The organism is Lutibacter sp. B1 (genome assembly GCF_012524075.1).
GTDB lineage: Bacteria > Bacteroidota > Bacteroidia > Flavobacteriales > Flavobacteriaceae > Lutibacter.
The window spans coordinates 14,423-41,038 of sequence record NZ_JAAZUI010000003.1; the positions used below are offsets into that span (position 1 = coordinate 14,423).

The following is a 26,616-nucleotide window of genomic DNA, read 5'->3' on the forward strand; positions in this document are numbered from 1 at the left end:
CATTCGGAATGACAATTAGTATTGTCAACCTGGATTTATTCAGCGTAGCTAAACGAGTTCGGAATGATTTATTTTTAGAGAGTTAAATAAAGTTTGAAAAGAGTAATGAAATTTATAAAAAAGCACAAATTCAAAATTATAATAGCCGTTATAATATTAACGGCTTATTATTTTTCATTACCAAAACAACTCTTTAACAATCCAACTTCTACAGTAATTGAAAGTGCTGAAGGAGCATTATTAGGTGCAAAAATTGCAGATGACGGGCAGTGGAGATTTCCTCAAAACGATAGTGTTCCACAAAAATTTAAAGAGTGTATCGTTCAATTTGAAGATGCGTATTTTTATATACATCCTGGGTTTAATCCGATTTCAATTGTAAAGGCATTTTATCAAAACACAAAATCGAATCGAGTAAAAAGAGGTGGAAGTACATTAACGCAGCAAGTAATTCGCTTATCGCGAAAAAACAAAAAAAGAACCTATTTTGAAAAGTTAAAAGAACTTATTTTAGCTACTAGGTTAGAACTAAAATATTCAAAAGAAAAAATATTGGCACTTTATGCCTCAAACGCACCTTTTGGAGGTAATGTTGTTGGTTTAGATGTTGCTTCGTGGCGGTATTTTGGTCGTTTGCCCAATGAACTTTCTTGGGCAGAAAGCGCAACTTTAGCAGTTTTACCAAATGCTCCAAGCTTAATTTATCCGGGGAAAAATCAACAAAAATTAGTTGACAAACGTAATCGATTATTAAAAAAATTGTTTACTGAAAAAATTATTGACAAGCTAACTTATGAATTGGCTATTAAAGAAAAATTACCTCAAAAACCTTATAAAATCCCTCAAATAGCGCCACATTTATTGCAAAATGTTGCTAAAACCCAAAAAGGAGCACGCGTAAAAACTTCAGTAAAAATTGATTTACAGAAAAAAGTTAATGCAATCGTTAAAAATCATTATAACGAATTAAGCCAAAATCAAATTAACAATATTGCTGTGTTGGTTTTGGATGTAAAAACGCGAAAAGTGTTGAGTTATGTTGGAAATTCTCCAACTACAAAAGAAAACCAGAAAGATGTTGATATTATAAATAAACCTAGAAGTACCGGAAGTATTTTAAAACCCTTTTTATACGCTGCAATGCTGGACCAAGGAGATATTCTTCCAAATACTTTAGTGGCAGATGTGCCAACTCAAATAGGAAGTTACAATCCACAAAATTTCAGTAAAGAATATGATGGAGCAGTTGCGGCAAGTACCGCTTTATCCAGATCGTTAAATGTTCCGGCGGTTAGAATGTTACAAAGCTTTGGACTGGACAGGTTTCATCATTATTTAAAAAAATTAAACTTAAAAGATGTTAAGTACAATGCGAATCATTACGGACTTTCTTTAATTTTAGGTGGAGCTGAAAGTAATTTATGGGATTTGTGTAAAAGTTATGCGTCTATGGCTTCTACTGTAAATCATTATGATGACACACAAGGAAAATATTATACAAATGAGTTTTTAGAACCTTCCTATTTGGTAAATTATAAACCAAATTTTGAAAAAATTTCAACTGAAAAAACACTTTTTGATGCAGGATCAATTTATTTAACTTTTGATGCTTTGAATAAAGTAAATAGACCTGAAGGTGAAGAAAATTGGGAATTTTTTGATTCATCAAACAAAATAGCTTGGAAAACAGGTACAAGTTTTGGGTTTCGCGATGCTTGGGCAATTGGAACTACCAAAGATTTTGTAGTTGGCGTTTGGGTTGGTAATGCTGATGGAGAAGGCAGACCTGGATTGGTTGGTATTTATGCTGCTGCACCTATTTTATTTGATGTTTTTAATGAATTACCTAACAGTAATTGGTTTGAAATGCCGTACGATGAGTTAGTGAAAATTCCCGTATGCAGTAAAAGTGGTTATAGAGCTAATGAATTTTGTGAGGTAAAAGACACTATTTTTGTACAACAAACCGGATTAAAAACAAAACCTTGTCCGTTTCATTTTTGGGTGCATTTAGATAAAAATGAACAGTACCAGGTTAATTCTTCTTGCGAATCTTTGCAAAATATGATTCATAAAAGTTGGTTTATGTTACCACCATTAATGGAATATTATTATCAAAATAAAAACCCATTCTATAAAAAGTTGCCAAGCTTTAGAAAAGATTGTGTTATGCAAAGTAGCCGGGTAATGGAGTTTATATATCCAAAAGAAAATACCGTTATATATTTAACCAAAGATTTTACTGATAAAAATAACGGTTTGATTTTAAATTTAGCTCATACAATTTCTGATGTAAAAGTTTTTTGGTATTTGGATGATGTATTTATTGGAAGTACTCAAAATATTCATGAAATAGAAATATTTCCTAAAAAAGGAATTTATTTGATAACTGCTGTAGATGAATTTGGAAATGAAATAAAACAAAATGTTGAAATTAAAGATTAACTATTTGAACATTAATTCAAAAGTTGTATCTTGCAAATTAAACTAACCAAACGTCAACCCTATAACTATGCTACAAATATTGCTTGTGGATGATGAAAAAGATGCTTTAGAAGCATTGGAATGGAAATTGAATAATTACATTGATAATGTGGAAGTTACAACCTGTAACTCTCCTGTAAAAGCTATTGATTTAATTAATGAGACTAAACCTGATGTGGTTTTTTTAGATATTCAAATGCCAGAAATGGATGGATTTACTATGATTGAAAAATTAGAAAATAGAGATTTTAATCTGATTTTTACTACAGCGCATGATGAATTTGCGCTTAAAGCAATTAAAGTTTCGGCTATTGATTATTTATTAAAACCGGTTGATAAGGATGAACTATTAGACGCAATGTCTAAAATAAAAAAATCTAAAAAAGGTGATTTTCTTGAAAATAAATTACAATTATTGCTAAATAATTTGAATGATAATCAAGATAAAATCAATATTTCTGCTGATGGTAAAGTGTATTTATTGGACAAAGATGATGTTGTGATGTTAAAATCGGATAAAAGTTACACTACTATTTACTTAAAATCTGAACAAGAAATAGTGGTATCTAAAACATTGAAAGAAGTAGAAAAAAAATTCTTATTTACTAATTTTTTTAGAGTTCATAATTCTTATTTGATAAACTTAAATCACGTAAAAGAATATTTGAAAGGTCTAGGAGGAGAACTTATTATGACAAATGGTTTAACTGCTAGTATTAGTAGAAACAGAAAAGCGGAATTGTTTAAAAAACTTTATTTAGATTAAAGAATGCTTTTAGACTTCCATTCTGAAATATATTCATGGATACGAGGAGGCCTTTTCGTTTTATTCATATACCATATTTTAATATTTTTCCAAAATAAAAATAAACTATACCTGTATTATAGTATTTATTTATTATCACTTACACTATATTTACTACAACATATTTTATCACCTGAAATAAAAGAAATATATAAATACATTAATTTTCCTATACAATTTTTAGGATATGCTGCATATATAGCTTTCGCCAGAGAGCTTTTAGAAACTAGAACACACTTAATTAAATGGGATAAATTTTTTGAGATTGCAACAAAAGCATTGATTGTTTTAGCACCTATTTTTATTTTAATTCAACTATTTTTTGGGTATCACTTTCAAACAAAAGCCTTTGAAATAGTTTCAATTTTACTATCAGCATTTTCACTTTATTCTTTTTATATAATATTGAAAAATATTAAAGATAACTTTTCATTATTTTTTGTAATAGGATCTTTAATATATGTATTATTTGCCAATATTAGTTTTGCAGAACATTTTATAGGTAAAGGCTTTTTTATAAATAAAGGGTACGAACCTATGTTTTTTGTTTATTTAGGCGCGATACTGCAATGTCTTATATTTTCTATATTAATAGGTTTTATAATTAAAAGAGTAGAGCAAAAAAGCAAAAATGCTGAAGTACGTTTAGCAGTTAAGTTGAAAGAGATGGAAGAACTTAAAATGACTGCGCTTCAAAGTCAAATGAATCCACACTTTTTATTTAATTCACTTAACTCGATAAATAACTTCGTATTAAAAAATGAAGTAGAAAAAGCTTCAGATTATATCACCAAATTTTCAAGGTTAATCAGAGTTATATTAAATAGTTCATCAAGCCCAATATCAACGCTTTCTGAAGAATTAGGTATTTTGGCTTTGTATGTAAAACTTGAGCAAATGAGAGTTACCGGAGGATTTAATTATGTGGTGAATATTGATGAAAGTTTAAACTTAGAAAGGATAAAAGTACCACCAATGTTTTTACAGCCATTTATTGAAAATGCTATTTGGCATGGTATAATGAAAAAAGAAGGCGATAAATTTATTGAACTTACCATAAAAGAAGATAATGGATATGTTTTATGTGTTGTACTTGATAATGGAATTGGTATTAATAAAGCAAAAGAATTATCTCACATGTCACAAAAGCGTAAGTTTTTTGGAGCTAAGGCTACCGAGAACAGAATCAGAATGTTATATCAAAATAAAGCTGTTCAAGTTATTACTAAAGATATTTCTGATGAAACTAGAACCGGAACACAGGTCACAATTAAGTTCCCTTTAAAATAATCTTCAAATTCCATTTATTCAAATAAGCTTACTGTTCGTTTATTTTTTACTATTGCATGTTAATTTTACACAAAAATTAATTAATTGATGACTAATTTTGCATCTTGAGCAAAGCAATAATACATGTCAATAATTAATTTTACAATACCTTCTGATGCTTCAATATTGAAAGATATCAATAATGTAATAGGAGAAAGATTTATTAAGTTTATAGGGAGAGGAAGTGTATGCCAAAATATTCATGAAACAATTTATGTAAGAACATTCCAAGGTGATGATGAAATATTACGTAAAATTGTTTATCAAAAGAAAGGGACTAAATGGGTTTACCAAACAGTAGAGGTTATAAAATTGAAAAAATCTAGTTAAAATTCAGTATAAAACACTACAAAATAGGTTGATTAACCAATTAAAATACCAAAAAGCAATATTTTAAATAACTATAAATATCCGTTTATTATTAAAATAATGCCATTTATAAATTATTTCTTCACGTTTGTAAATTTCATCAAAAAGTAATCATTTTCAATACTATATTTGTTATGTATTAATGTCAAGAGGGGTTTTGGCACAGTACACAAAAACATTAAATAAGTCTTTGGGGTTGATTTATTTATTCCTTGAACATTGTAAGTATTATGATGTTCAAGGTTTTTTTTGCTTCAAATTTCAATACCAATAACTATTTTTCTTTAGTATTAATAAATATATTTGAACAATCTGTAATGCTGATTATTTCAATATGATTGAAAACACAAAAGCAATAGTAATTAATACCATAAAATATGGAGACACAAGTTTAATTTCAACTTGCTATACTAAAAATTGCGGTATAAAAACATACATGCTTAAAGGTATTTTAAAATCAAAAAAATCAAAAATTAAATCGGCATATTTTCAACCTTTAATGCAACTTAATTTAACGGCTAACCATAACAATAAAGGAGCGTTAAACTCAATTAGAGATATTGAAATTGACCATTTTTATAATTCAATTTATACCAATATAAAAAAACAAACCATTGCGCTTTTCTTAGCAGAAATACTATACTATGCTATAAAAGAAGAAGAGCAAAACCAATCTCTTTATGAATATTTAGAAACTTCATTTTTATGGTTAGATACACACGATAATGTTTCTAACTTTCATTTGCTTTTTCTTTTAAACTTGACCAAATTTTTAGGTTTTTATCCGGAAATGAATTTACCTAACAGTAATTATTTTGATTTAATTGAAGGAAACTTTACTAATATTAATAATTTTAACTCAGTTTCAGGAGAGAATTTAGTTCAATTTAAAAAGCTGTTAGGCATAAATTTTGATGTGTTACATAAAATTGATTTTAGTGCCGAAAACAGGCAAACTATACTGTTCATTTTAATTCAGTATTTTGAATTACATTTAAGCGGTTTTAAAAAACCAAAATCATTAAATGTCTTAAAATCGGTATTCAGCTAGTTATGAGATTCTTATTAATTATTCTACTTTTTTTTACAATTATAAAGTTAAATGCACAGCAGGTTAAAGTACTTGAGAGAGGTACTAATTTTCCTATAGAGAATGTAACAATTTATAATGATACAAAAGAAAAAGTTGTACATACCAATAAAAAAGGTATAGCAGATTTATCGATATTTTCTGCTAATGATATTATTTCATTTAATCATCTATCATTTGTTGAATATGAGATTTTAAAAAGAGAATTAGGTATAGTTGAATTTGTTGTTTATTTAACAAAAAGAGCTGAACAATTAGATGAGGTTGTTTTATCAGCTTCTAGAGGAAAAGAAAAAAGAAGTAGAATAGCCGAACAGGTTACAATTACCTCTTTTGAAGAAATTAAAAAAATTGCTCCTCAAACATCGGCGGATTTATTAGCAAATTTACCCGGAATTAAAGTTCAAAAATCACAATTTGGAGGAGGAAGTCCTGTTTTACGTGGAATGGAAGCAAATAGGGTGCTATTAGTAGTGGATGGAGTTAGAATGAATAACGCTATTTATAGAGTAGGTCACTTACAAAACTCCATCACTGTTTCACCAAATATTATTGATAGAACAGAAGTTATTTTTGGACCTTCGTCAGTTATTTATGGTTCTGATGCGTTAGGTGGTGTAGTTCATTATTACACAAAAACACCTAAAATAAGTGATAAAAATGAAGTTTTACCGTCACTGTATTCTCGTTTTTCAACAGTAAATAATGAATTTACAAATCAGGGAGATGTTGAGATTAGAAGTAAAAAATGGGCAAGTTATACCAGTATTTCTCATAGTAAGTTTGGAGATTTACGAATGGGGAAAAATAGAAATCATAATTTTAACGACTGGGGAAAGGTTTTTGAATATTCTAATAATACCAACACCTATTATAACCCTAATTCTGTAGTAAATTCAAACAGTAATATTCAAAAAAATACAGGATATAACCAAACTGATTTTTTACAAAAAATAGCATTACCAATCACAAATCAAACCAATTTAGTTTTTAATTTTCAGTATTCAACATCTTCAAATATAGATAGATTTGATAGTTTAAATGAAAGATCAGGTGACAATTTAAAGTTTGCAGAATGGTATTACGGTCCTCAAGATCGTTTATTGATTTCTTCTCAATTAAAAATTACCCCTGAAAAAAAATGGTTGAATAATGGAATTATAACAGCTGCGTATCAAAATATAAAAGAATCTCGAATTCAAAGAAAATTCACCAGCCTCGATCGCACTTATAGAAAAGAAAAAGTTGATGTTTATAGCTTGAACGGAGATTTTTTTGTGCCTTTAACAAAAGGTGAAAATAGAATTCTTTCTTATGGGTTTGAAGCAACACACAATAAAGTAAATTCTAATGCTTATGGCAAAACTTTAGAAGTTCAAAACAATAAAGTTGTAGGTTTTAGTGGTGATTTTATCGTTCAATCTCGTTATCCTGATGGTGGTGGAGATTATTCAAGTTTGGCCTCTTATGTAAATTACAGACAAGACATTAATAAAAAATCAACCTTAAATACCGGTTTGCGTTTTAACTATACAAATTTAAATGCAAAATGGATTGATGATACTTTTATAACGCTACCAGATTTTGATATTACGTTAGATAATTCAGCCCTAACAGCTACAATTGGTTATACATACAGACCAACCGAAAATTGGCAGTTGAACGGAGTAATATCATCAGGTTTCAGATCTCCAAATTTAGACGATGTTGGTAAAATTAGAGAAAAATCAGGAAAGGTTACTGTACCAAACATTAATTTAGAGCCGGAATATGCTTATAATTTTGAGACCGGGATTTTAAAGTATTTCAATAATAAAAGGTTTCAAACAGGATTAAATATTTACTACACACTTTTAACCAATTATATTACCAGAGATTATTTTGAGGTAAATGATTCTCCAACTATTTTGTACGATGGAGAAGAGGGTACCGTTGTAGCTAATGTAAATAAAGACAACGCCTATATTGTTGGAGGAACTTATAGTTTTAAAGGCAGTATAACAGATTTATGGTTTACAAAAGGCTCTGTTACTTATACAAAAGGAAAAGCATACGATACGCACGAACCGCTATCTTCAATTCCTCCTTTATTTGGTTCGTTAGAATTTGGAATTGAAAAGGAACGTTTTGAGGCTGGTTTAAACTGGAAATTCAATGCAAAAAAGAAGGAAAAAGACTATAATTTAATTGAAGGAATCGACAATGTTGAGCAAACACCATACAATAGCGCTACCGATTCTTATTATGGTGTACCAAGTTGGAGTACATTTAATTTAAATGCCAATTATAAAATTAAAAATAACATTACTCTATATTTAAGTATTGATAATATTTTAGATCAACACTATAAAGAATTTGCCACATCAATAAGTGCTCCCGGGCGAAATTTTTCAGTATCAGTATTGGTAAATTAATGGTTGATTACTTAGGTATTGTTAATAAGATCAAGTAGGGTTTAAAAGAGGTTGTTGTATTAAAACTTTAATAACCAATTGTTTATGTGTTAAAATAAAAGTAAAAAAATTTGGTTATTAACAATTTTTTATTATATTTGTAATACCCACACATAACCCCACTAGCTATGATACTAAAATTACCCCAAATTAAAGTATCCTTTTTTGTACTTTTATTTATTTTTCCACTATATACTTTTTCTCAAATAAACATTTGGACAGAGGATTTTTCAACTTATGCTAATGGTACAATAACAGGTACAGATGATAGATGGACATTAACAACAACTTCTGATGTTAATGGAACCGATGCAAATGACTATTTTAAAGTAGTATCTAATGAAATGCAAGCAAGAGACGTAAATGCTAATGAACAAATTTTTACTACGGAATTAATAGACATATCTGCATATACTAACATTGGCTTAAAAATAGATGTTTTTAAAGTTGGAGGGACAATGGAGTCAAACGACTATATTAAAGTTTATTACAAACTTGATGATGGTTCTGAAATATTGTTTACAGGTGGAGATAATTATGATGATTTTTCTGCTAAAACAGTAGCAGAAACAGGTTTAAATGGTTTAACAGTTCAAATTATAGTAAAAATCAAAAACGATGCTGATACCGAAATTTATGGATTTGATACTATTATAGTTGAAGGAACACCTATAGAGCCTGAAATAAACGTTCAAGGTAATGGAATTGATATTTTAAACGGAAATACTTCAATTTCTAAAAATGATAATACAGATTTTGGAATAATAAATGTATCATCTAGTGTTAGCAAAACTTTTATAATTCAAAATTTAGGAAGTTCAACATTAAATTTAACAGGAAATCCTATTGTTGAAATTAGCGGAGCTTCAGAATTCACTGTAATATCACAGCCAAGTTCAAGTTCAATTTCGGGTACAAGTAGTAGTAGTTTTGTAGTTGAATTTAGCCCTACAAGTGAAGGAACTTTTTCTGGCACTATAATTATCAATAATGATGATAGTGATGAATCAATTTATCAATTTTCCATACAGGCAAGTGCTGAGCAAAACTTTTTTGATAGTGATGGTGATGGCATTTTTGATAATGTTGATATTGATGATGATAATGATGGTATTAGAGATGAAGAAGAAGAAAATACATGTAAAAATTCTGCTATTTCTGTAACAGCAAATTATAAATTTTTAAACGAAACTTTTGGAACAGGAACAAATAGAACTACTATAGATACTAATTATGATACCATTACAACGTATTGTTATGAAGACGGGACATCCGGTACAAATACAGCAACATGTTCTAGCTTATCAGATTACAGCCTTAATGATGGAGAATATACAGTAGGTTCTTCTACGCAAATAGCATCTTGGGCTTCAGAATATTGGTTTTTAGGAGGCGATCATACTGGTGATGTCAATGGTAGAATGGCAATTTTTAATGCTTCTTACGATCCTGGAATATTTTATACCGCAACAATAAGTGGTGCACTTCCAAATGTACCTATTACGTATAGTTTTTGGGTATTAAATATTGATAGATCTGATGCTCCGGGTATTGAAAGCAGATTGAGACCTGATATTTTAGTTGAATTTAGAGATATTGATGATAATTTATTAGCTTCAATTACAACTGGAGATATTCCACCAACAACAGCAGGGAATTTAGATGGAGATTGGTATCAATTTTCAGCTGATTTAACATTAAATGTTAATGAGTTTTATGTGTATTTTATTAATAATGAAACAGGAGGATTAGGAAACGATTTAGCAATTGATGACATTGAAATAAGTCAAACATTATGTGATACAGATAGTGATGGAGTGGCCGATGTTTTTGATTTAGATTCAGATAATGATGGTATTCCTGATGTTGTTGAAATTGGATTAGGAGATTATAGTGGAGGCACAGCTACACTTTCAGGAACTTGGGTTGATAATAATTCAAATGGTATGCATGATCTTGCCGAAAGCCATACAGTTTTAGATTCTGATGGTGATGGAACTCCTAATTATTTAGATTTAGATAGTGATAATGATAGTATTTTTGATGTTGATGAATCAGGAGCGGGGAATTCAGCTGATGTCAATTTCCAAAACGGAGATGGAGATATTTCCGGAGATGGTGTTGGAGATGGAAGTGATACAGATTTGGTAAGAGAAACAGATATTAATTCTGATGGAATTTTAGAGTATTTTCCAGATGGAATTTTAGATATATATGATTATTATAATGGAAGTACATTTAATACAGCGTATGGGAATGAAAACCAAGGTGTTGGATTTACTTATTATGTTAAAGATACAGACAATGATGGTTTGCCGGATTATATTGATACAGATTCAAATAATGACGAAAAATATGATATTGAAACAACATTATATGCAAATTTAGATACGGATTATGATGGTATAATTGACGACACTAATGATACAGACGGCGATGGTATTGTTGATTTATTTGATACCGATGAAACAGTCTTTGGTTCGCCTAGGGATTTAGATGATAAATTTGCTCTTTATTTTGATGGAAGAAATGATTTTATTGAAGAAGATGGTGAAGATATTGTGAATGGTCTTTCTGAAGCAACTATGATGGCTTGGGTTAAATTAGATTCCGATTTCTCTAATGATGGAGCCATAATGGGACAAAATAATTTTTGGATTAGAATTAACGCCACAAAACGTTTAAGAGTTGAAATTAATGATCAATACCCTCTTACTGCACCGGATTCAACAATGTTATCATTAAATATATGGACTCACGTAGCGGTGGTTTATAATGGTTCTGATACAGAGGAAACAGTAAAATTATATGTAAATGGAGAAAAAGTTGCTAGTAGAAATGAAGACATTCAAGGAGGTATAAATACAAGTACAAATCAAAAATTTAGAATTGGCAGAACGCCATCAAGCTTATCTTTTGATACTGGTGAGATGTTTAAAGGAGAGATGGATGAATTACGAGTATTTAACAAAGCTTTATCAGATGAGGAGTTGCAAAAAATGGTCTACCAAGAGTTAGATGACACTAATAGTTTTAACAGGGGTGCAATTATTCCATTAGATATATCTTCAACAATAGGATCTAATTTAATTAGATACTATAAAATGGATGTTTATAAAGATGACATTTTAGATAACAAAATAACTCCCTCACCTGATTTAACAGGAGCTAAAATATACAATGTTAAAAATATTTTTTATCAAACAGCACCATTACCTTTTGAAACAAAATCAAATGGTAATTGGTCTGATTCTGCTACATGGTTAAATGGAGACGTTTTGGATATTGCAGATGAAACAACTAATAAAAACTGGATTATTGCACACGTTAAAAATAATCTAACTACATCATATCCTCATAGAACTGTTGGATTAATAGTAAATAATGGCTCAGAGCTTTCAATTCAAAGTAATCAACCTCTGTATAATTCATGGTATTTAGAATTAGATGGTATTTTAGATTTAGAGGGAGAGTCACAATTAATACAAACAGAAGGCAGTATTTTAGATGCCGATAGCGGAGGATATATAGAACGAGATCAGCAAGGAACTGCAAGCAGTTATAACTATAATTATTGGTCATCCTCAGTAAGTACAATCAATACAGCAGGTATAAGTACAAGAGGTACAGGAGTTTCAAGTGAAGGAAATCAAACATATACTGTGAAAAGTATTCTATTAGATGGTACAGATTCGTTAAATCCTCTGGAAACAATAAATTTTAAATCGGAATATTATGCAGCAGATGGAGCAAAAACAAATCCGTTAACGCTTAGCACGTATTGGTTATGGAAATTTAATGGGACCAATAGTAATTATGGAGAATGGAAAAAGATTGATGAAAACACCGTTTTAGAAGCGGGAGAAGGCTATACAATGAAGGGAATTTCTGGTACAGCATCAATTACAGATGAGCAGAATTATGTATTTAAAGGAAGGCCCAATAACGGAACTATTACATTATCAATAGAGCTTAATAAAGATCGGTTAATAGGCAATCCGTATCCTTCAGTTATTGATGCAGATGAGTTTATAAAAGATAATATCAAAGATGGCGGAAGAGCATCAACTAACATAATAAATGGAGCAATCTATTTTTGGCATCATTTTGCAGGGAAAACACATTATTTATCGGGATATGAAGGGGGTTACGCTACATATACTTTAACAGGAGGTGTTCAAGCGTACGCAACTGATGAACGAATAAAAGCAACAGGTAATGGCGGAGGAAAGATACCAGAAAGATATATTCCTTTAAACCAAGGATTTTTCGTTACAACAGCACTTAATGAATCATTAACGGCTATTACAACCGTAACAGGAGGCGATATAGTATTTAAAAACAGTCAAAGAGCGTTTAAATTAGAGGGAGAAACAGAGAATAATGATGGTTCATTATTTTTTAAAGGTTCAAAAAAAGCAAAAAGTTCTGAAACAACAGTAAATACAGATACACGCCAAAGAATATGGCTCTTATTTGATTCTCCAACAGGCTACCATCGCCAAATATTAGTTGGTACAGATGAAAATGCTACAAAAGAATTTGATTTAGGCTATGATGCAATAATGATTGATAAAGGTAATGAAGATATGTTTTGGTTAATAAACGAAGGTGAATTTGTAATACAAGGCATTGATAATTTTAATAAAGACCAAGAAATACCATTAGGGCTTGTAATTAGTGAAACCGGTTTAGCAAGAATAACAATAGATAAACTTGAGAACGTAGAAGAAAGTGAAGAAATTTATATAAAAGATAATACAACAGGAGAAACATATCAAATAAACGGACAGGATTTTGAAATAGAATTGGAAGCAGGAGAATATTTGGACAGATTTGCGTTAGTGTTTCAGCCACGTTTAAAAACCATTGAAGAAGTAGCCTTAGAAGAAGGTATCACATTATATATGGACAATCAAAGTTCAGAATTGTATGTAAAAAAGATTGTAGATACCACCATTACAGGAATAAGCGTATATAATTATTTAGGACAATCAATCAGTAATTTACAAAGTAATTTTAATCAAAGAGAGTTTTCAGTGCCTATAAGCAAAACCCCAACGGGAGTTTATGTGGTTCAGTTAACTACAGGAAATGGCAGCATTATAAAAAAGGTAGTTATTCAATAACATATTTGGTTATGTATTATAGGTTACGGGCTGTTGCATTATAAATAATTTTGGTTTAAATTTGTTGTTCCCCTCATTAACCTCAAAACAAATATACAAATGAAAATATTGTATAATGAGGATAATAGTACCCATATTAAAGTATATCACTAAAATACGATTTCAGTTACTATTTTTTGTTTTCTGTTTTATTGGTTTTAATTCTTTTTCGCAAACTACCGTTATATATTCTGAAGATTTTGAATCTGGATTTGGTGGTTGGTCTAACACTCAAACCACCAATGGTGATTGGTTATTAGGAAATAATACAGCTCACTCTACAGGAGCGTCTGGTAATTATTTTTACTCTGAAATGTATGAATTTACTGGGAGGCCTTGGTGGGTAAAATATTATTATTACAATAATGATACTTATGTAGTTGCTACAAGCCCAACTATAGATTTCACAGGATATTCTAATATCGTTTTTCAATTTGATATATGGTTTGATACTGAAGTAGATTGGGATGGCATGAAAGTGGAATATTCTTTGGATAATGGATTAAGTTGGTCTGATTTAGGAAGTGTAGCTAATACAAATTGGTATAATGATACAGATGTTGATGCGTTTAATAATGGTGAAGATGGTTGGTCTGGAGATAGTGGTGGTTGGGTTACCAAAAGTATCAACTTAAGTTTAGAAAATGGTGGATTTGATAATAATTCTCAAGTTAAATTTAGAATTCTTTTTGCTTCATCTGAAGCAGTGCAAGATACAGGAGTTGCTTTCGATAATATTATAATTGTATCAACTAAATATTGTTTATCTTATGGAAATGATTCTGACGGTTATTATACAGGAATAAAACAGGTTAAGTTTAATACAATAGATAATAGTGAACCTGATGACGAAGATAATGACTATTCAGATTTTACAAGTCAATCTACAACTGTTTTACAAGGGTCTCCCTATGATTTAACGGTAAATGTTAATACAGATGGTAATTATACAGTAAATGTATTTGCTTGGATAGATTGGAATCAAGATGGAGATTTTGATGATGTTAATGAAGAATATGATTTAGGCACTGCCAAAAATGTTAATAATGGTATTACTTCAAATTCTCCATATTCAATAACAGTTCCTTTGTCAGCCTCTGTAGGCTCTACTATAATGAGAGTATCTGTAAAATGGGATATAGATGGTGCAGACCCAACAAGTTGTGAAAAAGGGTTTGATGGTGAAGTTGAAGATTATACTATAAATATTGAAGCATATATACCTAGAATAGATTTTGATGGAACTGATGATTATGTTGATTTTGGGGATAATCATGATTTAACAGGTAATTTTTCAATAGAAGCTTGGGTTTTTCAGGAAGCAACTAATTCAAGTTCTAGATCTAATATGATTGTTACAAAAGGAACTTCCTCTACAAGTGTTACTTCTCGTTACTGGAGAGGATATTGTTTAGATATAGATTATAATAATTATCCACGATTTAGATGGTGGGATAATTCAGGAAATTTAATTATAGATATTACAACAACAAATGCAATAACAAATAATCAATGGCGTCATTTAGCAGTAACTTATGATGGAACAACAGCTACTTTGTATATAGACGGTATATCAGTTGGAAATGATACTTTTTCAGGGGCTTTAGTAAATAATAATTTTAATTTTATTATTGGGGCTATGTACTACAGTTACTCAAGTGTTGAAGCATTAGATTATTTCAACGGAGCCATTCAAGAAGTACGTATTTGGGATACAGCATTAAGCGAAGTTCAAATACGAGAAATGATGAACCAGCATATCGAAAATGATGTTGGGAATGTAAAAGGAGAAATTATCCCATTACCAATTTCAGGAGGATTACAATGGAGTAATTTAAAAGGGTACTATCCTTTAATTAACAATACTGCAACAGATTATTCTGTTAACAGTATTAATGGTTCACCTAAAAATATTACAACACAACAGAAAATTACAGCGCCTTTACCTTATGTAGCTATCACAAATTCTGATTGGGATACTGCAGGCACCTGGTTAAATAATGCAGATATTTACGTTCCAAATACAACTGGTATTGATGGAAGTACTTCTATTGATTGGAATATTGTGCACGTTACAGAAAATATGCAAAATGCTAGAGATATTACTGTATTAGGTCTGCTTGTTGATGCGGATAAAGAATTAGAAGTGGATGGAAATACCGGTACAAATACAGGGTATAGTTTAACAGTAACCAATTATTTAAAATTAGATGGTGTTATTGATTTAGAAGGAGAATCACAATTAATACAAATAGAAGGAAGTGTATTGGATGATACAAGTAGCGGATATATAGAAAGGGACCAACAAGGAGAAGGAAACAGGTATAGATACAACTATTGGTGTTCTCCGGTAATACAAACAGGAACACCATCAGGTTCATCTTTCACAATTGCAAGTGTTTTAAAAGACGGTACATATACAAATACGCCTAAAGATATTTCTTTTATATCTGGTTATGATGGTGCTCCTGCTACAGCTTCACTACCAATTCAAATTGCAAATTATTGGTTATACAAATTTGTTAATAGAACAGCAGGGGATTATAGCCAATGGTTACAAATAGGTAGTACAGGATCTTTAAATGCAGGTGAAGGATTTACAATGAAAGGGCCCAGCGATCCGGGACCACCTTCACCTGACCAAAATTATGTATTTGTAGGTAAGCCCAATAATGGAGATATTGAATTAAATATAACTTCAGGCAATAATTATCTGGTAGGTAATCCATATCCGTCAGCGTTAGATGCAGATCAATTTATAGATGATAATACTTCAATAAGTGGTACTCTATATTTTTGGGAACATTATGGTGGAGATAGTCACTATTTAGCAGATTATGAAGGCTCTTATGCAACTTATACTAAGTCAGGAGCAACACCGGCACCAACACCTAGTGGTATAACACCTAAAACTCCAGAGCGATACATCCCTGTAGGTCAAGGATTTTTTGTGTATTCCGATGTAGATGATAAAATTAAGTTTAATAATGGCCAACGTATTTTTGTAACTGAAGCAAATCCTGATAATTCTATTTTTATGAAAGAGGTCACATCAAAAAAAGCAAGCGTTGTCAAAAATAAAAATGTTGTTATTACTGATACTCGACAAAAAATTAGAATAGGTTTTGGAGCTTCAAAAACCGGGCATAGGCAATTATTATTAACCGTAGATGATAGAACAACTGATTTAGCAGATTGGGGATTTGATGGAGAAATATATGGTTTGTTACCTGAAGATATGTTTTGGATAATAGATGATAAAAAATATGTAATTCAAGGATTACCGGATTTAAATATAGATAGAGAAATACCATTGGGAATTATAATTGATGAAGATGGTTTAATATCAATAAAAATTGATAAACTTGAGAATATAGAAGAAAGTAAGAAGTTATATATTAAAGATAATTTAACAGGCGAAACATATCAAATAAACAAACAATCTTTTGAAATAGAATTGGAAGCAGGAGAGTATTTGGACAGATTTTCTTTGGTTTTTCAACCACGTTTAAAAACATTAGAAGAAATAAAGTTAGAGCAAGGGTTTAGTATATTTACACATAAATCACAATATGCGGTACAGGTTAAAAAAATAATTGATGCCGAAATTTTAAGTATAAATTTATATAACATATACGGTCGTATGGTACAAACTTGGGAAGGAGATTTAGGAGGAAGACATTTATTATTACCTATTAGAAAAACCACTACAGGAGTTTATATTGTACAATTAAACACTGCTAATGGAACTTTTGAAAAAAAGATTATTATTGAATAGTATAAAAAAAGGGACTTTAATTAAAGCCCCTTTTTTTATTTAAAAGCTTGCAGTCCGGTAATATCCATCCCTGTAATTAATAAGTGAATATCATGAGTTCCTTCATAAGTAATTACACTTTCTAAATTCATCATGTGCCGCATTATTGAATATTCTCCTGTAATACCCATTGCACCAAGTACCTGACGTGCTTCTCGAGCAATTTTTAAAGCCATATCAACATTATTACGCTTTGCCATAGATATTTGGGCAGAGGTTGCTTTATTTTCGTTTTTAAGCGTTCCTAAACGCCAAGTCAGTAATTGCGCTTTGGTAATTTCTGTAATCATTTCAGCTAATTTTTTTTGCTGAAGCTGTGTTGCAGCAATGGGCTTATCAAACTGAATACGCTCTTTAGCATAACGCAAAGCAGTATCATAACAATCCATAGCAGCACCAATAGCGCCCCAGGCTATTCCATAGCGTGCAGAATCTAAACAGCCTAAAGGAGCTCCTAAACCATCTTTATTAGGTAATATATTTTCTTTAGGAATTTTTACATTGTCAAAAATTAACTCTCCTGTTGCAGAAGTTCTTAAAGACCATTTGTTATGAGTTTCCGGAGTTGAAAAACCTTCCATTCCTCTTTCAACAATCAATCCTTTTATACGTCCGGCTTCATTTTTTGCCCAAACTACGGCAATATCTGCAAAAGGTGCATTTGAAATCCACATTTTTGCTCCATTTAATAAAAAATGATCACCTTTATCTTTAATGTTGGTTACCATTCCTCCCGGATTCGATCCAAAATCGGGCTCGGTTAATCCAAAACAACCCATAAGTTCACCGCTGGCTAATTTTGGCAGGTATTTTTGTTTTTGTTTTTCAGAGCCATATTTCCATATAGGATACATTACTAATGAAGATTGGACAGATGCTGTTGAACGTACACCGGAATCTCCTCGTTCAATTTCTTGCATAATTAAACCATACGACATTTGATCTAAACCGGCGCCACCATATTCTTCAGGAATATAAGGTCCAAATGCACCAATTTCGGCTAAACCTGAAATTATTGAAGTTGGAAATTTTGCTTGTTGTGCAGCTTCTTCAATAATTGGAGAAACAGAACGTTTTACCCATTCTCGCGCAGCATCTCTTACTAAAAGATGTTCTTCAGTTAATAATTCATCAAGTTGATAGTAATCCGGAGCTTGAAATAAATCTTGTGACATTAATTAATTATTTTTGGTTTCTAACAAATTTAGCAATTAAACTGTTTAGAAATTAATTTATTAAAATCTTTTATTCCTTACATTTGTGTTAATGAGATATACGTTAGGAAAAGAAGAGAAATTAAAAAGTAAAAAACTAATTGAACAGTTGTTTGCTGAAGGAAGTAGAATTAAATCATTCCCAATTCAATTAATTTATTTACAAAGTACATACGATGCTGAATTTCCAATAAAAGTTGGATTTTCAGTACCGAAACGTTCTATAAAATTAGCGGTAAACCGAAATAGAATTAAAAGAGTATTACGTGAAGTTTACAGAAAGAATAAATATTTATTTTCAGAAAATATACATAAACAATACATATTTATGTTTATATATATGGCTAAGGATGAAATAGAATATGCCGATTTGGAATTGTCTTTCAAAAAACTAAACGAAAAATTTTTAAGCAAAATTAAAGAAGATGAAACTAAAAATTAAAAAACGGATACTAAGTATATTTTTACTTATTTCTGTTATCGTATCAGCAGGTTTTCAATCTGATTTTTTTGAAGTTGCTAAGCAAATAGATATTTATACAACACTATTTAAAGAACTGAATATGTATTATATAGATGAGGTAAATCCTGCAAAACTCACCAATAATGCTATAAATCACATGCTCGAAAATTTAGACCCATATACTCGCTATTATGATGAACAGGGAATAGAAGATGCCAGAATTGCTTCTACAGGAGAGTATGGAGGTATTGGAGCTTTATCTCAGTTTAAAAATCACGAACTAATTATTAGAGAAATTTTAAAAAATTCTCCTGCAGAAGAAGCAGGAATAAAATCGGGAGATAAAATTTTAAAAATTAACGATGTTTTTGTGAAAGATTTTGATGAAAAAGGTGTAGCAGCGTTATTAAACGGATTGCCAAACACCAAAGTAAACCTTCAAATAGAAAGACAAAATAAAACATTTGACATAGAAATTATCAGGAAAAAAATAGATATAAATCCAGTTCCTTATTATACAATGCTCGATGCTGAAGTAGGCTATATTTCTTTTGTAAAATTTAATGATAAAGCTGCTTCTGAAGTAAAAAAAGCATTTTTAGATTTGAAAGAGCAAGGCATGAAAAAACTGGTAATTGATGTAAGAAATAATCCGGGAGGTTTGTTAAATGAAGCGGTAGATATTACCAATTTTTTTATACCAAAAGATAAAGTTGTAGTAACTACAAAAGGAAAAGTTCAAAAATTGAGCGATACTTTTAAAACAAGAAATGAGCCTTTAGATTTAGAAATACCAATTTCAATTTTGGTGGATAACCATTCGGCATCAGCTTCCGAAATTTTAGCCGGTTCTTTACAAGATTACGATAGAGCTGTAGTTATAGGTGAAAGATCTTTCGGAAAAGGATTGGTACAACGCTACAGAGAGCTTTCGTACGGTACTCAAATGAAATTGACCATTTCAAAATATTATACTCCAAGTGGCAGATGCATTCAAGAATTGGATTATGCCAATAGAGATGAAAAAGGAAATGTTCCAAAGTTTTCAGATTACGAAATTGAAACGTATAAAACCGAAAAAGGAAGAACGGTTTATGGAGGCGGTGGTATTCGTCCCGACATAGAAATTAATAAAGCCAAAACTACCGAAACTACTAAAGCTTTATTCGAATCGGATGCATTTTTTAACTATGCTACCAATTACTTTTATACTCATAAATCTATTTCAGAGCCTTCAAAATTCAATTTAGATGAAGGAGAATATGTTAAGTTGAAAAATTATTTGAATCAAAACAATGCAGATTTTGAAACTAAAACAGAAAATGAGTTTAAAAAAGCTAAAAATATAGCTTCAGAAGAAAAATTGGACGGAAGCTTACATAAAAGTTATGATGATTTGTTAAAGGCAATTCAAACTGAAAAACTAAAGGAACTAGATAAAAATAAAGAAGAAATTTTAGAAAAATTAACCGAAGAAATTGTAAAAAGGTATTTTTATATTGAAGGAGTTTATCAACAAAAAGCTGCTTTTGATCCAATCATTTTACAAGCGGTTTCAATTTTAAATAATACAAAAGAGTATAACAAAATATTAAACTAACCATTAAAAATACAACAAGTATAGATGTTGTATCTTTGCATTCCAAAATACTACTATGCAACAATCAAGAATAAAAGGAAGAACCAGAGCGCAAGAATCATCAAATGCAATAGAACGTTTGTATATTTCTATGCGCCACTTATTTAGCCGTGGTTTTTATAAACCTATGGGAATTTCAGGTGATGCTTTACGTCAATCATTATTGTTACTTCGCCCGGAAATTTATGGCTCAATAGCCGAAGAAAAAGTAGAATTAAATGGGTTAATTTATGTTATTGAAAGGCTGCCTGTTGGAATTGAAGAGTGTAGATTTATAAATTTAACAGCCGATGAAGGGTATTCAAATTCTCATTTTAAACCAATTGTTCCTCCAAAAAGAAGAAGAAATTGTTTTAGAATTGACAAAGATCAAATGAATATTGAAGTTACCAGAGGACGATCTGAGATCTATGATATTTTAACGCATTTGACTTTTTTATTTATTGAATCTCATAAAATAGCAGATAGAGTTCTTATTGATGAAGAAAGAGATACTGTTAGGGAGTGGAAAAGACTGGAAGATATAGTATTGCATAATAAAAAGCTTTCTAAAGACGATAGAGATATAATGTTGGCACACTTAGCGAGCGTTTTAGGAAGAACTTTTGAAGAGGTTCAAGAAGTGCACTTAATACTTGGAGAAAAAAATAATCCGGACAGGTTTTTCCAGATTATATTTTGGTTAGGGCATTTAGCTATTAACGAAAAAGTAAATAATTTAAAAAGAGCTATTTCATTTAGCCCGGTTTTAAGAGAACGCATAGGTCACCACATTTACGGTGAAATTTGGGCAAATAATATTAAAAAAGTATTACAAGATAATAATTTATTAGATAGACCAATACATATTATAAGCGCCAATATGCACAGTGTAATGAACTCTATTTATGCTCCTGTTGTTTTGCCTGATTTAGTAGAAGATGACAATATAATTTCTTTATTTGAACTGTTAAGTAATGATGAAAATGAAGATTTACGGAAACAGGTAAAAGAATTTGCATCTGAAAATGGTTTAATCTATTTAAAAGACACTTCAGGAACCAATATAAATGTACAGGTTATTGATACCGAGAAAATAGATTTTAGTAAAACTCAATACCAACTTAATAATATTAGTGAAGATGTAGAAAAACCGGTTATAATTGTAATGGATTATGCATTTGGTGAGCAGGCTTACGAAACTATGGACGAATTACTAAAACCTTATATTTGTGAGAACGGAAAACGCTATCATTTAAATGTAGAGTCGGTTTCTATAATGGGGAAAGCAGGAATTTTAGAAGGTGGTAAAGGAGATATTATGATTCCATCATCACATATTTTTGAGGGTACAGCCGATAATTATCCGTTTAAAAATCAATTAAAAAAGAAAATGTTTGAAGGTTGTGGTGTTGATGTTTACTCTGGTTCTATGGTAACAGTTTTAGGAACATCGCTTCAAAATAAAGATATTTTAAAATTCTTTTACGATTCTACCTGGAAAGTAACAGGATTGGAAATGGAAGGTGCTCATTACCAAAAAGCAATACAAGCGGCTTCAAAAATAAGAGGAAACATTTCTAGAAAAGTTAAGGTTCGATATGCCTATTACGCTTCAGATAATCCATTAGAATCAGGAAGTACATTAGCTTCAGGAGGTTTAGGAACTACCGGAGTATTGCCAACGTATGTTATAACTCAAAAAATATTAGAACAAATTTTTTAGAAACTATAAACTCAAAAAACATAAAATATTTTAAACTGATGAACGTATTAATTTTAGGATCTGGAGGAAGAGAACATGCAATAGCATGGAAAATAGCGCAAAGCAAATTATTAAATAAGCTATTTATTGCACCGGGCAATGCAGGTACTTTACAAGTAGGAACTAATATTGATATCAATCCAACCGATTTTAATTCATTAAAAAAAATAGTATTAGAAAATAATATTGAGTTGGTTATAGTTGGGCCGGAAGATCCTTTGGTAAAAGGCGTTCACGATTTCTTTTTAAAAGATGATGAATTAAAAAATATTGCGGTAATTGGACCACAAAAATATGCTGCTCAATTAGAAGGAAGTAAAGAATTTGCTAAAGAATTTATGTTTCGTCACAATATACCAACAGCCGCTTACAAAAGTTTTACAAAAGCTAATTTAAAAGAGGGTTATACATTTTTAGAAACTTTAACTCCACCATACGTTTTAAAAGCCGATGGCTTGGCAGCAGGTAAAGGTGTTTTAATTTTAAGCGATTTACAAGAGGCAAAAAACGAACTAACTGAAATGTTGGCAAACGAAAAGTTTGGAGCTGCAAGCAGTAAAGTTGTTATTGAAGAATTTTTAGATGGTATAGAGTTAAGTTGCTTTGTTTTAACTGATGGAAAAAGCTATGTTAACTTACCAAATGCAAAAGATTATAAACGTATTGGAGAAGGCGATAAAGGTCTAAATACAGGAGGTATGGGAGCAGTTTCTCCAGTTCCGTTTGCCAATAACGAGTTTATGGCTAAAGTTGAAGAGCAAGTTATCAAGCCAACCATTGATGGTTTACAAAAAGATGATATCCCTTATGTTGGTTTTATCTTTTTTGGATTGATAAAAGTTGAAAACGAACCAAAAGTAATTGAATACAATTGCCGAATGGGAGATCCTGAGACCGAAGTTGTAATTCCGAGAGTAAAAAGCGATTTTCTTGAATTATTAATTGCAGCCGGAAAAAAAGAATTGGGTACAAAAACTATTGAATTTAAAAACGAAAGTGCCTGTACTGTTATGTTGGTTTCTGGCGGATATCCTGATGCTTATGAAAAAGGAAAAGAAATTACAGGCTTAAATTTGGTTGAAAATTCAATTGCTTTTCATGCCGGAACAGCAACTAAAAACAATAAGGTTGTAACAAATGGAGGTAGAGTTATTGCTATCACTTCTTATGGAAGCGACTTTAAAGAAGCTTTAAAACAGTCTTATCAAAACATTAAAAAAATTAGTTTTGATAAAATGAACTTTAGAAAAGATATTGGTTTTGACCTTTAAAAAAAAATTCTTGTAGCCCCATTAAATTGGGGATTAGGACATGCAACGCGCTGCATACCTATAATTAATGCTTTGCTAAAAGCAGGTTTTGAACCTATTTTAGCAAGTGATGGAAATGCGTTGTTATTGCTTCAAAAAGAGTTTCCTTCATTAAAATTTTATACGCTTCCATCATATAACATCAAGTATACAAAAAGCGGTAAAAATTTAAAATTCAAGCTGTTTTTACATTTTCCTTCCATAATTTCAGCAGTAAAAAAAGAAAAAAAAATTGTACATAAAATCATTTTAAATGAAAACGTTGCCGGAATAATTTCTGACAATAGATTTGGTGTTTTTAGTAAAAAAGTACCATCGGTTTACATAACTCATCAATTAAATGTGTTATCAGGTAAAAGCACATATTTAACGTCTAAAATTCATCAAAAAATCATTAAAAAATACAATCAATGTTGGGTTCCTGATATGGAAGGTAAGGAAAGTCTTTCAGGTGAATTAGGGCATCTTTTAAAACGTAATTTGATGCCTGAATATATTGGAGTGTTAAGTAGGTTTAAACGAAGAAAAACGGTTAAAAAATACAATTTAATGGTGTTTTTATCGGGACCGGAACCACAGAGAACTTTGTTGGAAAATATTTTGTTGAACAAATTAAAAGATGTTAAAGAACCTGTTTTATTTGTTAGAGGCATTTTGTCTGATGAAACTGAGATTTCTGCACCTGAAAATTTTAATGTGGTTAATTATTTAAATGGAAATGATTTAGAGATGGCTTTAAATGAGAGCAAATTAATTATTGCTCGTTCAGGCTATTCTACAATAATGGATTTGGCCGTGTTGGGGAAAAAAGCATTTTTTATTCCAACTCCAGGGCAATATGAACAAGAGTATTTAGCTGAAATTTTAAATGATAAAAGGATAGCGCCTTATGCAAAGCAACATAAGTTTACGTTAGAAAATTTAAAGAAAGTTGAAAATTTTAATGGATTTAAATCGCATCAAATGAAGTTAGATTTAGATCTTTTCAACCTTTTCAAGAGTAAATGAAAACTCTGAACCTTTTTTGTACTCACTTTTAACAAAAATTTGATCTCCATGAGCTTCAACAATATGTTTTACAATAGAAAGCCCTAAGCCTGAGCCTCCCTGTTCTCTCGACCTACTTTGGTCTACTCTGTAAAAACGTTCAAAAAGTCTTTTTTGGTGCTCTTCTTTAATACCTTCACCATTGTCTGCTACTCTAATAACTACTTTATCTTTATCAAAAGTCTCAACAGTTGTCATGGTTGTACCTCCAAACCTACCGTATTTTATTGAATTTACAATCAAATTGGTTAGTACGCGTTCTATTTGCTCAACATCTCCAATAACCATTATAGGATAATCATAATATTTATTAAAAAGCAAAGAAATTTTTCTTTTTTTAGCCTTCATCTCGAGTAATTCATAAACATTTTGAATTAACTCTATAATGTTGAATTGTTTTTTATTAAGATTTAAATCGGCAGATTCCAGTTTAGAAATTAAATCTAAATCTTTTACAATTGCAATTAAACGATCAACGCCTTTATTAGCTCTTTTTAAATATTTATGACTAATTTTTTTATCATCAATAGCACCGCCTGCTAAAGTTAATAAATAGCCTTGTACGGTAAATAATGGTGTTTTTAACTCGTGTGAAATGTTTCCTAAAAATTCTCTTCTGTAGCCTTCTCTTAAAGTTAATTTTCTAATTTGTTGTTGTTTGTTTATTGCAAATTTTCGTACTTCTCTGGAAAGAGTGTCTATGTCGGACGTGATAGATGTATTTTGTAAATCTGTAGAATCTAAAATAGCTACACTGTCGTATATTTTTTTAATACGCTGATAAATAAATTTTTCTAAACGGTATTGAATTATAAAAAAAACAAAAGCGTATACAACAATTATATAAAGTAATATATATTCAATTTTTAACCAAATGCCAAATATTATGTATGATAATAAATATAAAGTTAATGAAGAGAAAAATGTAATATAAGAGGATGACCAAAATGCAAAAGAGTACGTTTTTTTAATCTTCATCTATAACAAATTTATAACCAACTCCTTTTACTGTTTTAAAATTATCGTCTCCTATTTTTTCTCTAAGTTTTCTAATATGAACATCAATAGTTCTACCTCCAACCACAACTTCATTTCCCCAAACTTTATCTAAAATATCATCGCGTTTAAATACTTTTCCTGGTTTAGACGCTAAAAGTGAAAATAGTTCAAATTCTTTTCTTGGTAAAGAAAGTTTTTCTCCATCTTTAATAATTACATATTCTTCTCTGTCAATAATAATTTCACCAACATTAACTTTATCAGATGAGGTATCAACTTCATCTATATTAACTCTACGTAAAAGAGCTTTAATTTTGCTTACTAAAACTTTTGGCTTTATTGGTTTTGTAATATAATCATCGGCGCCAACATCAAAGCCAGCAACTTGAGAATAATCTTCTCCTCGAGCGGTAAAAAATGTTATAAGTACATTTTCTAAGCCTTTGGTAGCTCTAATTTTTTCACATGCCTCAATGCCATCCATTTCTGGCATCATAATGTCTAAAATTATCAAATGCGGTATTGTTTTTTTTGCAATTTTAAGGGCTTCAATACCGTTTTTTGCTGTAAATATTTTGTATCCTTCAGTTTTTAAATTGTAACCAACAATTTCTAAAATATCCGGTTCATCATCAACCAACAGAATTTTTATATCAGAATTTTTCATATTTAATGCTATTTTAAC

At 30.4% G+C, this 26,616-nt stretch carries 16 protein-coding genes; 13 read left to right on the plus strand and 3 right to left on the minus strand.

Annotated elements, in window-relative coordinates:
• Positions 1-105: 105 nt before the first annotated feature.
• From pbpC to HGB55_RS02510, 8 genes are all read left to right on the plus strand, one after another.
• Complete coding sequence (gene pbpC / locus HGB55_RS02475) at positions 106-2,445, plus strand: penicillin-binding protein 1C (RefSeq protein WP_168814331.1); 2,340 nt, start codon at positions 106-108, stop codon at positions 2,443-2,445.
• 67 nt (positions 2,446-2,512) lie between these two features.
• Positions 2,513-3,250, plus strand: a complete 738-nt coding sequence (locus HGB55_RS02480; protein ID WP_168814333.1) for a LytTR family DNA-binding domain-containing protein — start codon at positions 2,513-2,515, stop codon at positions 3,248-3,250.
• Between the two features lie 3 nt (positions 3,251-3,253).
• Positions 3,254-4,579, plus strand: a complete 1,326-nt coding sequence (locus HGB55_RS02485; protein ID WP_168814335.1) for a sensor histidine kinase — start codon at positions 3,254-3,256, stop codon at positions 4,577-4,579.
• Positions 4,580-4,702: 123 nt separating this feature from the next.
• Positions 4,703-4,948, plus strand: coding sequence for a hypothetical protein (locus HGB55_RS02490; RefSeq protein WP_168814337.1), 246 nt, complete (start codon positions 4,703-4,705; stop codon positions 4,946-4,948).
• Between the two features lie 373 nt (positions 4,949-5,321).
• A complete protein-coding gene (recO, locus tag HGB55_RS02495) occupies positions 5,322-6,038 on the plus strand; it encodes a DNA repair protein RecO (protein WP_168814339.1) in 717 nt (238 codons plus the stop codon).
• Positions 6,039-6,040: 2 nt separating this feature from the next.
• Positions 6,041-8,491 (plus strand): TonB-dependent siderophore receptor, encoded by a 2,451-nt coding sequence (locus HGB55_RS02500; protein ID WP_168814341.1) that lies wholly within the window; start codon positions 6,041-6,043, stop codon positions 8,489-8,491.
• A gap of 167 nt (positions 8,492-8,658) precedes the next feature.
• Entirely contained in the window at positions 8,659-13,659 is a 5,001-nt protein-coding gene (locus tag HGB55_RS02505; RefSeq protein ID WP_168814343.1) for a LamG-like jellyroll fold domain-containing protein, read from the plus strand.
• Positions 13,660-13,774: 115 nt separating this feature from the next.
• Positions 13,775-17,476, plus strand: coding sequence for a LamG-like jellyroll fold domain-containing protein (locus HGB55_RS02510; protein WP_168814345.1), 3,702 nt, complete (start codon positions 13,775-13,777; stop codon positions 17,474-17,476).
• A gap of 35 nt (positions 17,477-17,511) precedes the next feature.
• Here the strand turns inward: HGB55_RS02510 and HGB55_RS02515 are convergent, their stop codons facing one another.
• The gene (locus HGB55_RS02515) at positions 17,512-18,690 is read right to left on the minus strand and encodes an acyl-CoA dehydrogenase family protein (RefSeq protein ID WP_168814348.1); all 1,179 of its coding nucleotides are present in this window, start codon (positions 18,688-18,690) and stop codon (positions 17,512-17,514) included.
• 91 nt (positions 18,691-18,781) lie between these two features.
• On the opposite strand from HGB55_RS02515, the gene rnpA reads away from it, so the two are divergent.
• The 5 genes from rnpA (at position 18,782) to HGB55_RS02540 (ending at position 24,893) form a co-directional block, all read left to right on the plus strand.
• Complete coding sequence (rnpA, locus tag HGB55_RS02520) at positions 18,782-19,171, plus strand: ribonuclease P protein component (protein WP_168814350.1); 390 nt, start codon at positions 18,782-18,784, stop codon at positions 19,169-19,171.
• On the plus strand, positions 19,155-20,792 hold the full coding sequence (locus tag HGB55_RS02525; RefSeq protein ID WP_168814352.1) for a S41 family peptidase: 1,638 nt from the start codon (positions 19,155-19,157) through the stop codon (positions 20,790-20,792). The genes rnpA and HGB55_RS02525 overlap by 17 nt, the downstream gene beginning before the upstream one ends.
• Positions 20,793-20,847: 55 nt before the next feature.
• Entirely contained in the window at positions 20,848-22,536 is a 1,689-nt protein-coding gene (locus HGB55_RS02530) for a hypothetical protein (RefSeq protein WP_168814354.1), read from the plus strand.
• A 38-nt stretch (positions 22,537-22,574) separates the two neighbouring features.
• The gene (gene purD / locus HGB55_RS02535) at positions 22,575-23,846 is read left to right on the plus strand and encodes a phosphoribosylamine--glycine ligase (RefSeq protein WP_168814356.1); all 1,272 of its coding nucleotides are present in this window, start codon (positions 22,575-22,577) and stop codon (positions 23,844-23,846) included.
• Between the two features lie 72 nt (positions 23,847-23,918).
• Entirely contained in the window at positions 23,919-24,893 is a 975-nt protein-coding gene (locus tag HGB55_RS02540) for a glycosyltransferase (protein WP_211047328.1), read from the plus strand.
• Here HGB55_RS02540 and HGB55_RS02545 read toward each other — a convergent pair.
• Complete coding sequence (locus HGB55_RS02545) at positions 24,861-25,910, minus strand: cell wall metabolism sensor histidine kinase WalK (protein WP_168814358.1); 1,050 nt, start codon at positions 25,908-25,910, stop codon at positions 24,861-24,863. The two genes, HGB55_RS02540 and HGB55_RS02545, sit on opposite strands and share 33 nt — an antisense overlap.
• Complete coding sequence (locus HGB55_RS02550) at positions 25,900-26,598, minus strand: response regulator transcription factor (protein WP_168814360.1); 699 nt, start codon at positions 26,596-26,598, stop codon at positions 25,900-25,902. The genes HGB55_RS02545 and HGB55_RS02550 overlap by 11 nt, the downstream gene beginning before the upstream one ends.
• Between the last annotated feature and the right edge of the window lie 18 nt (positions 26,599-26,616).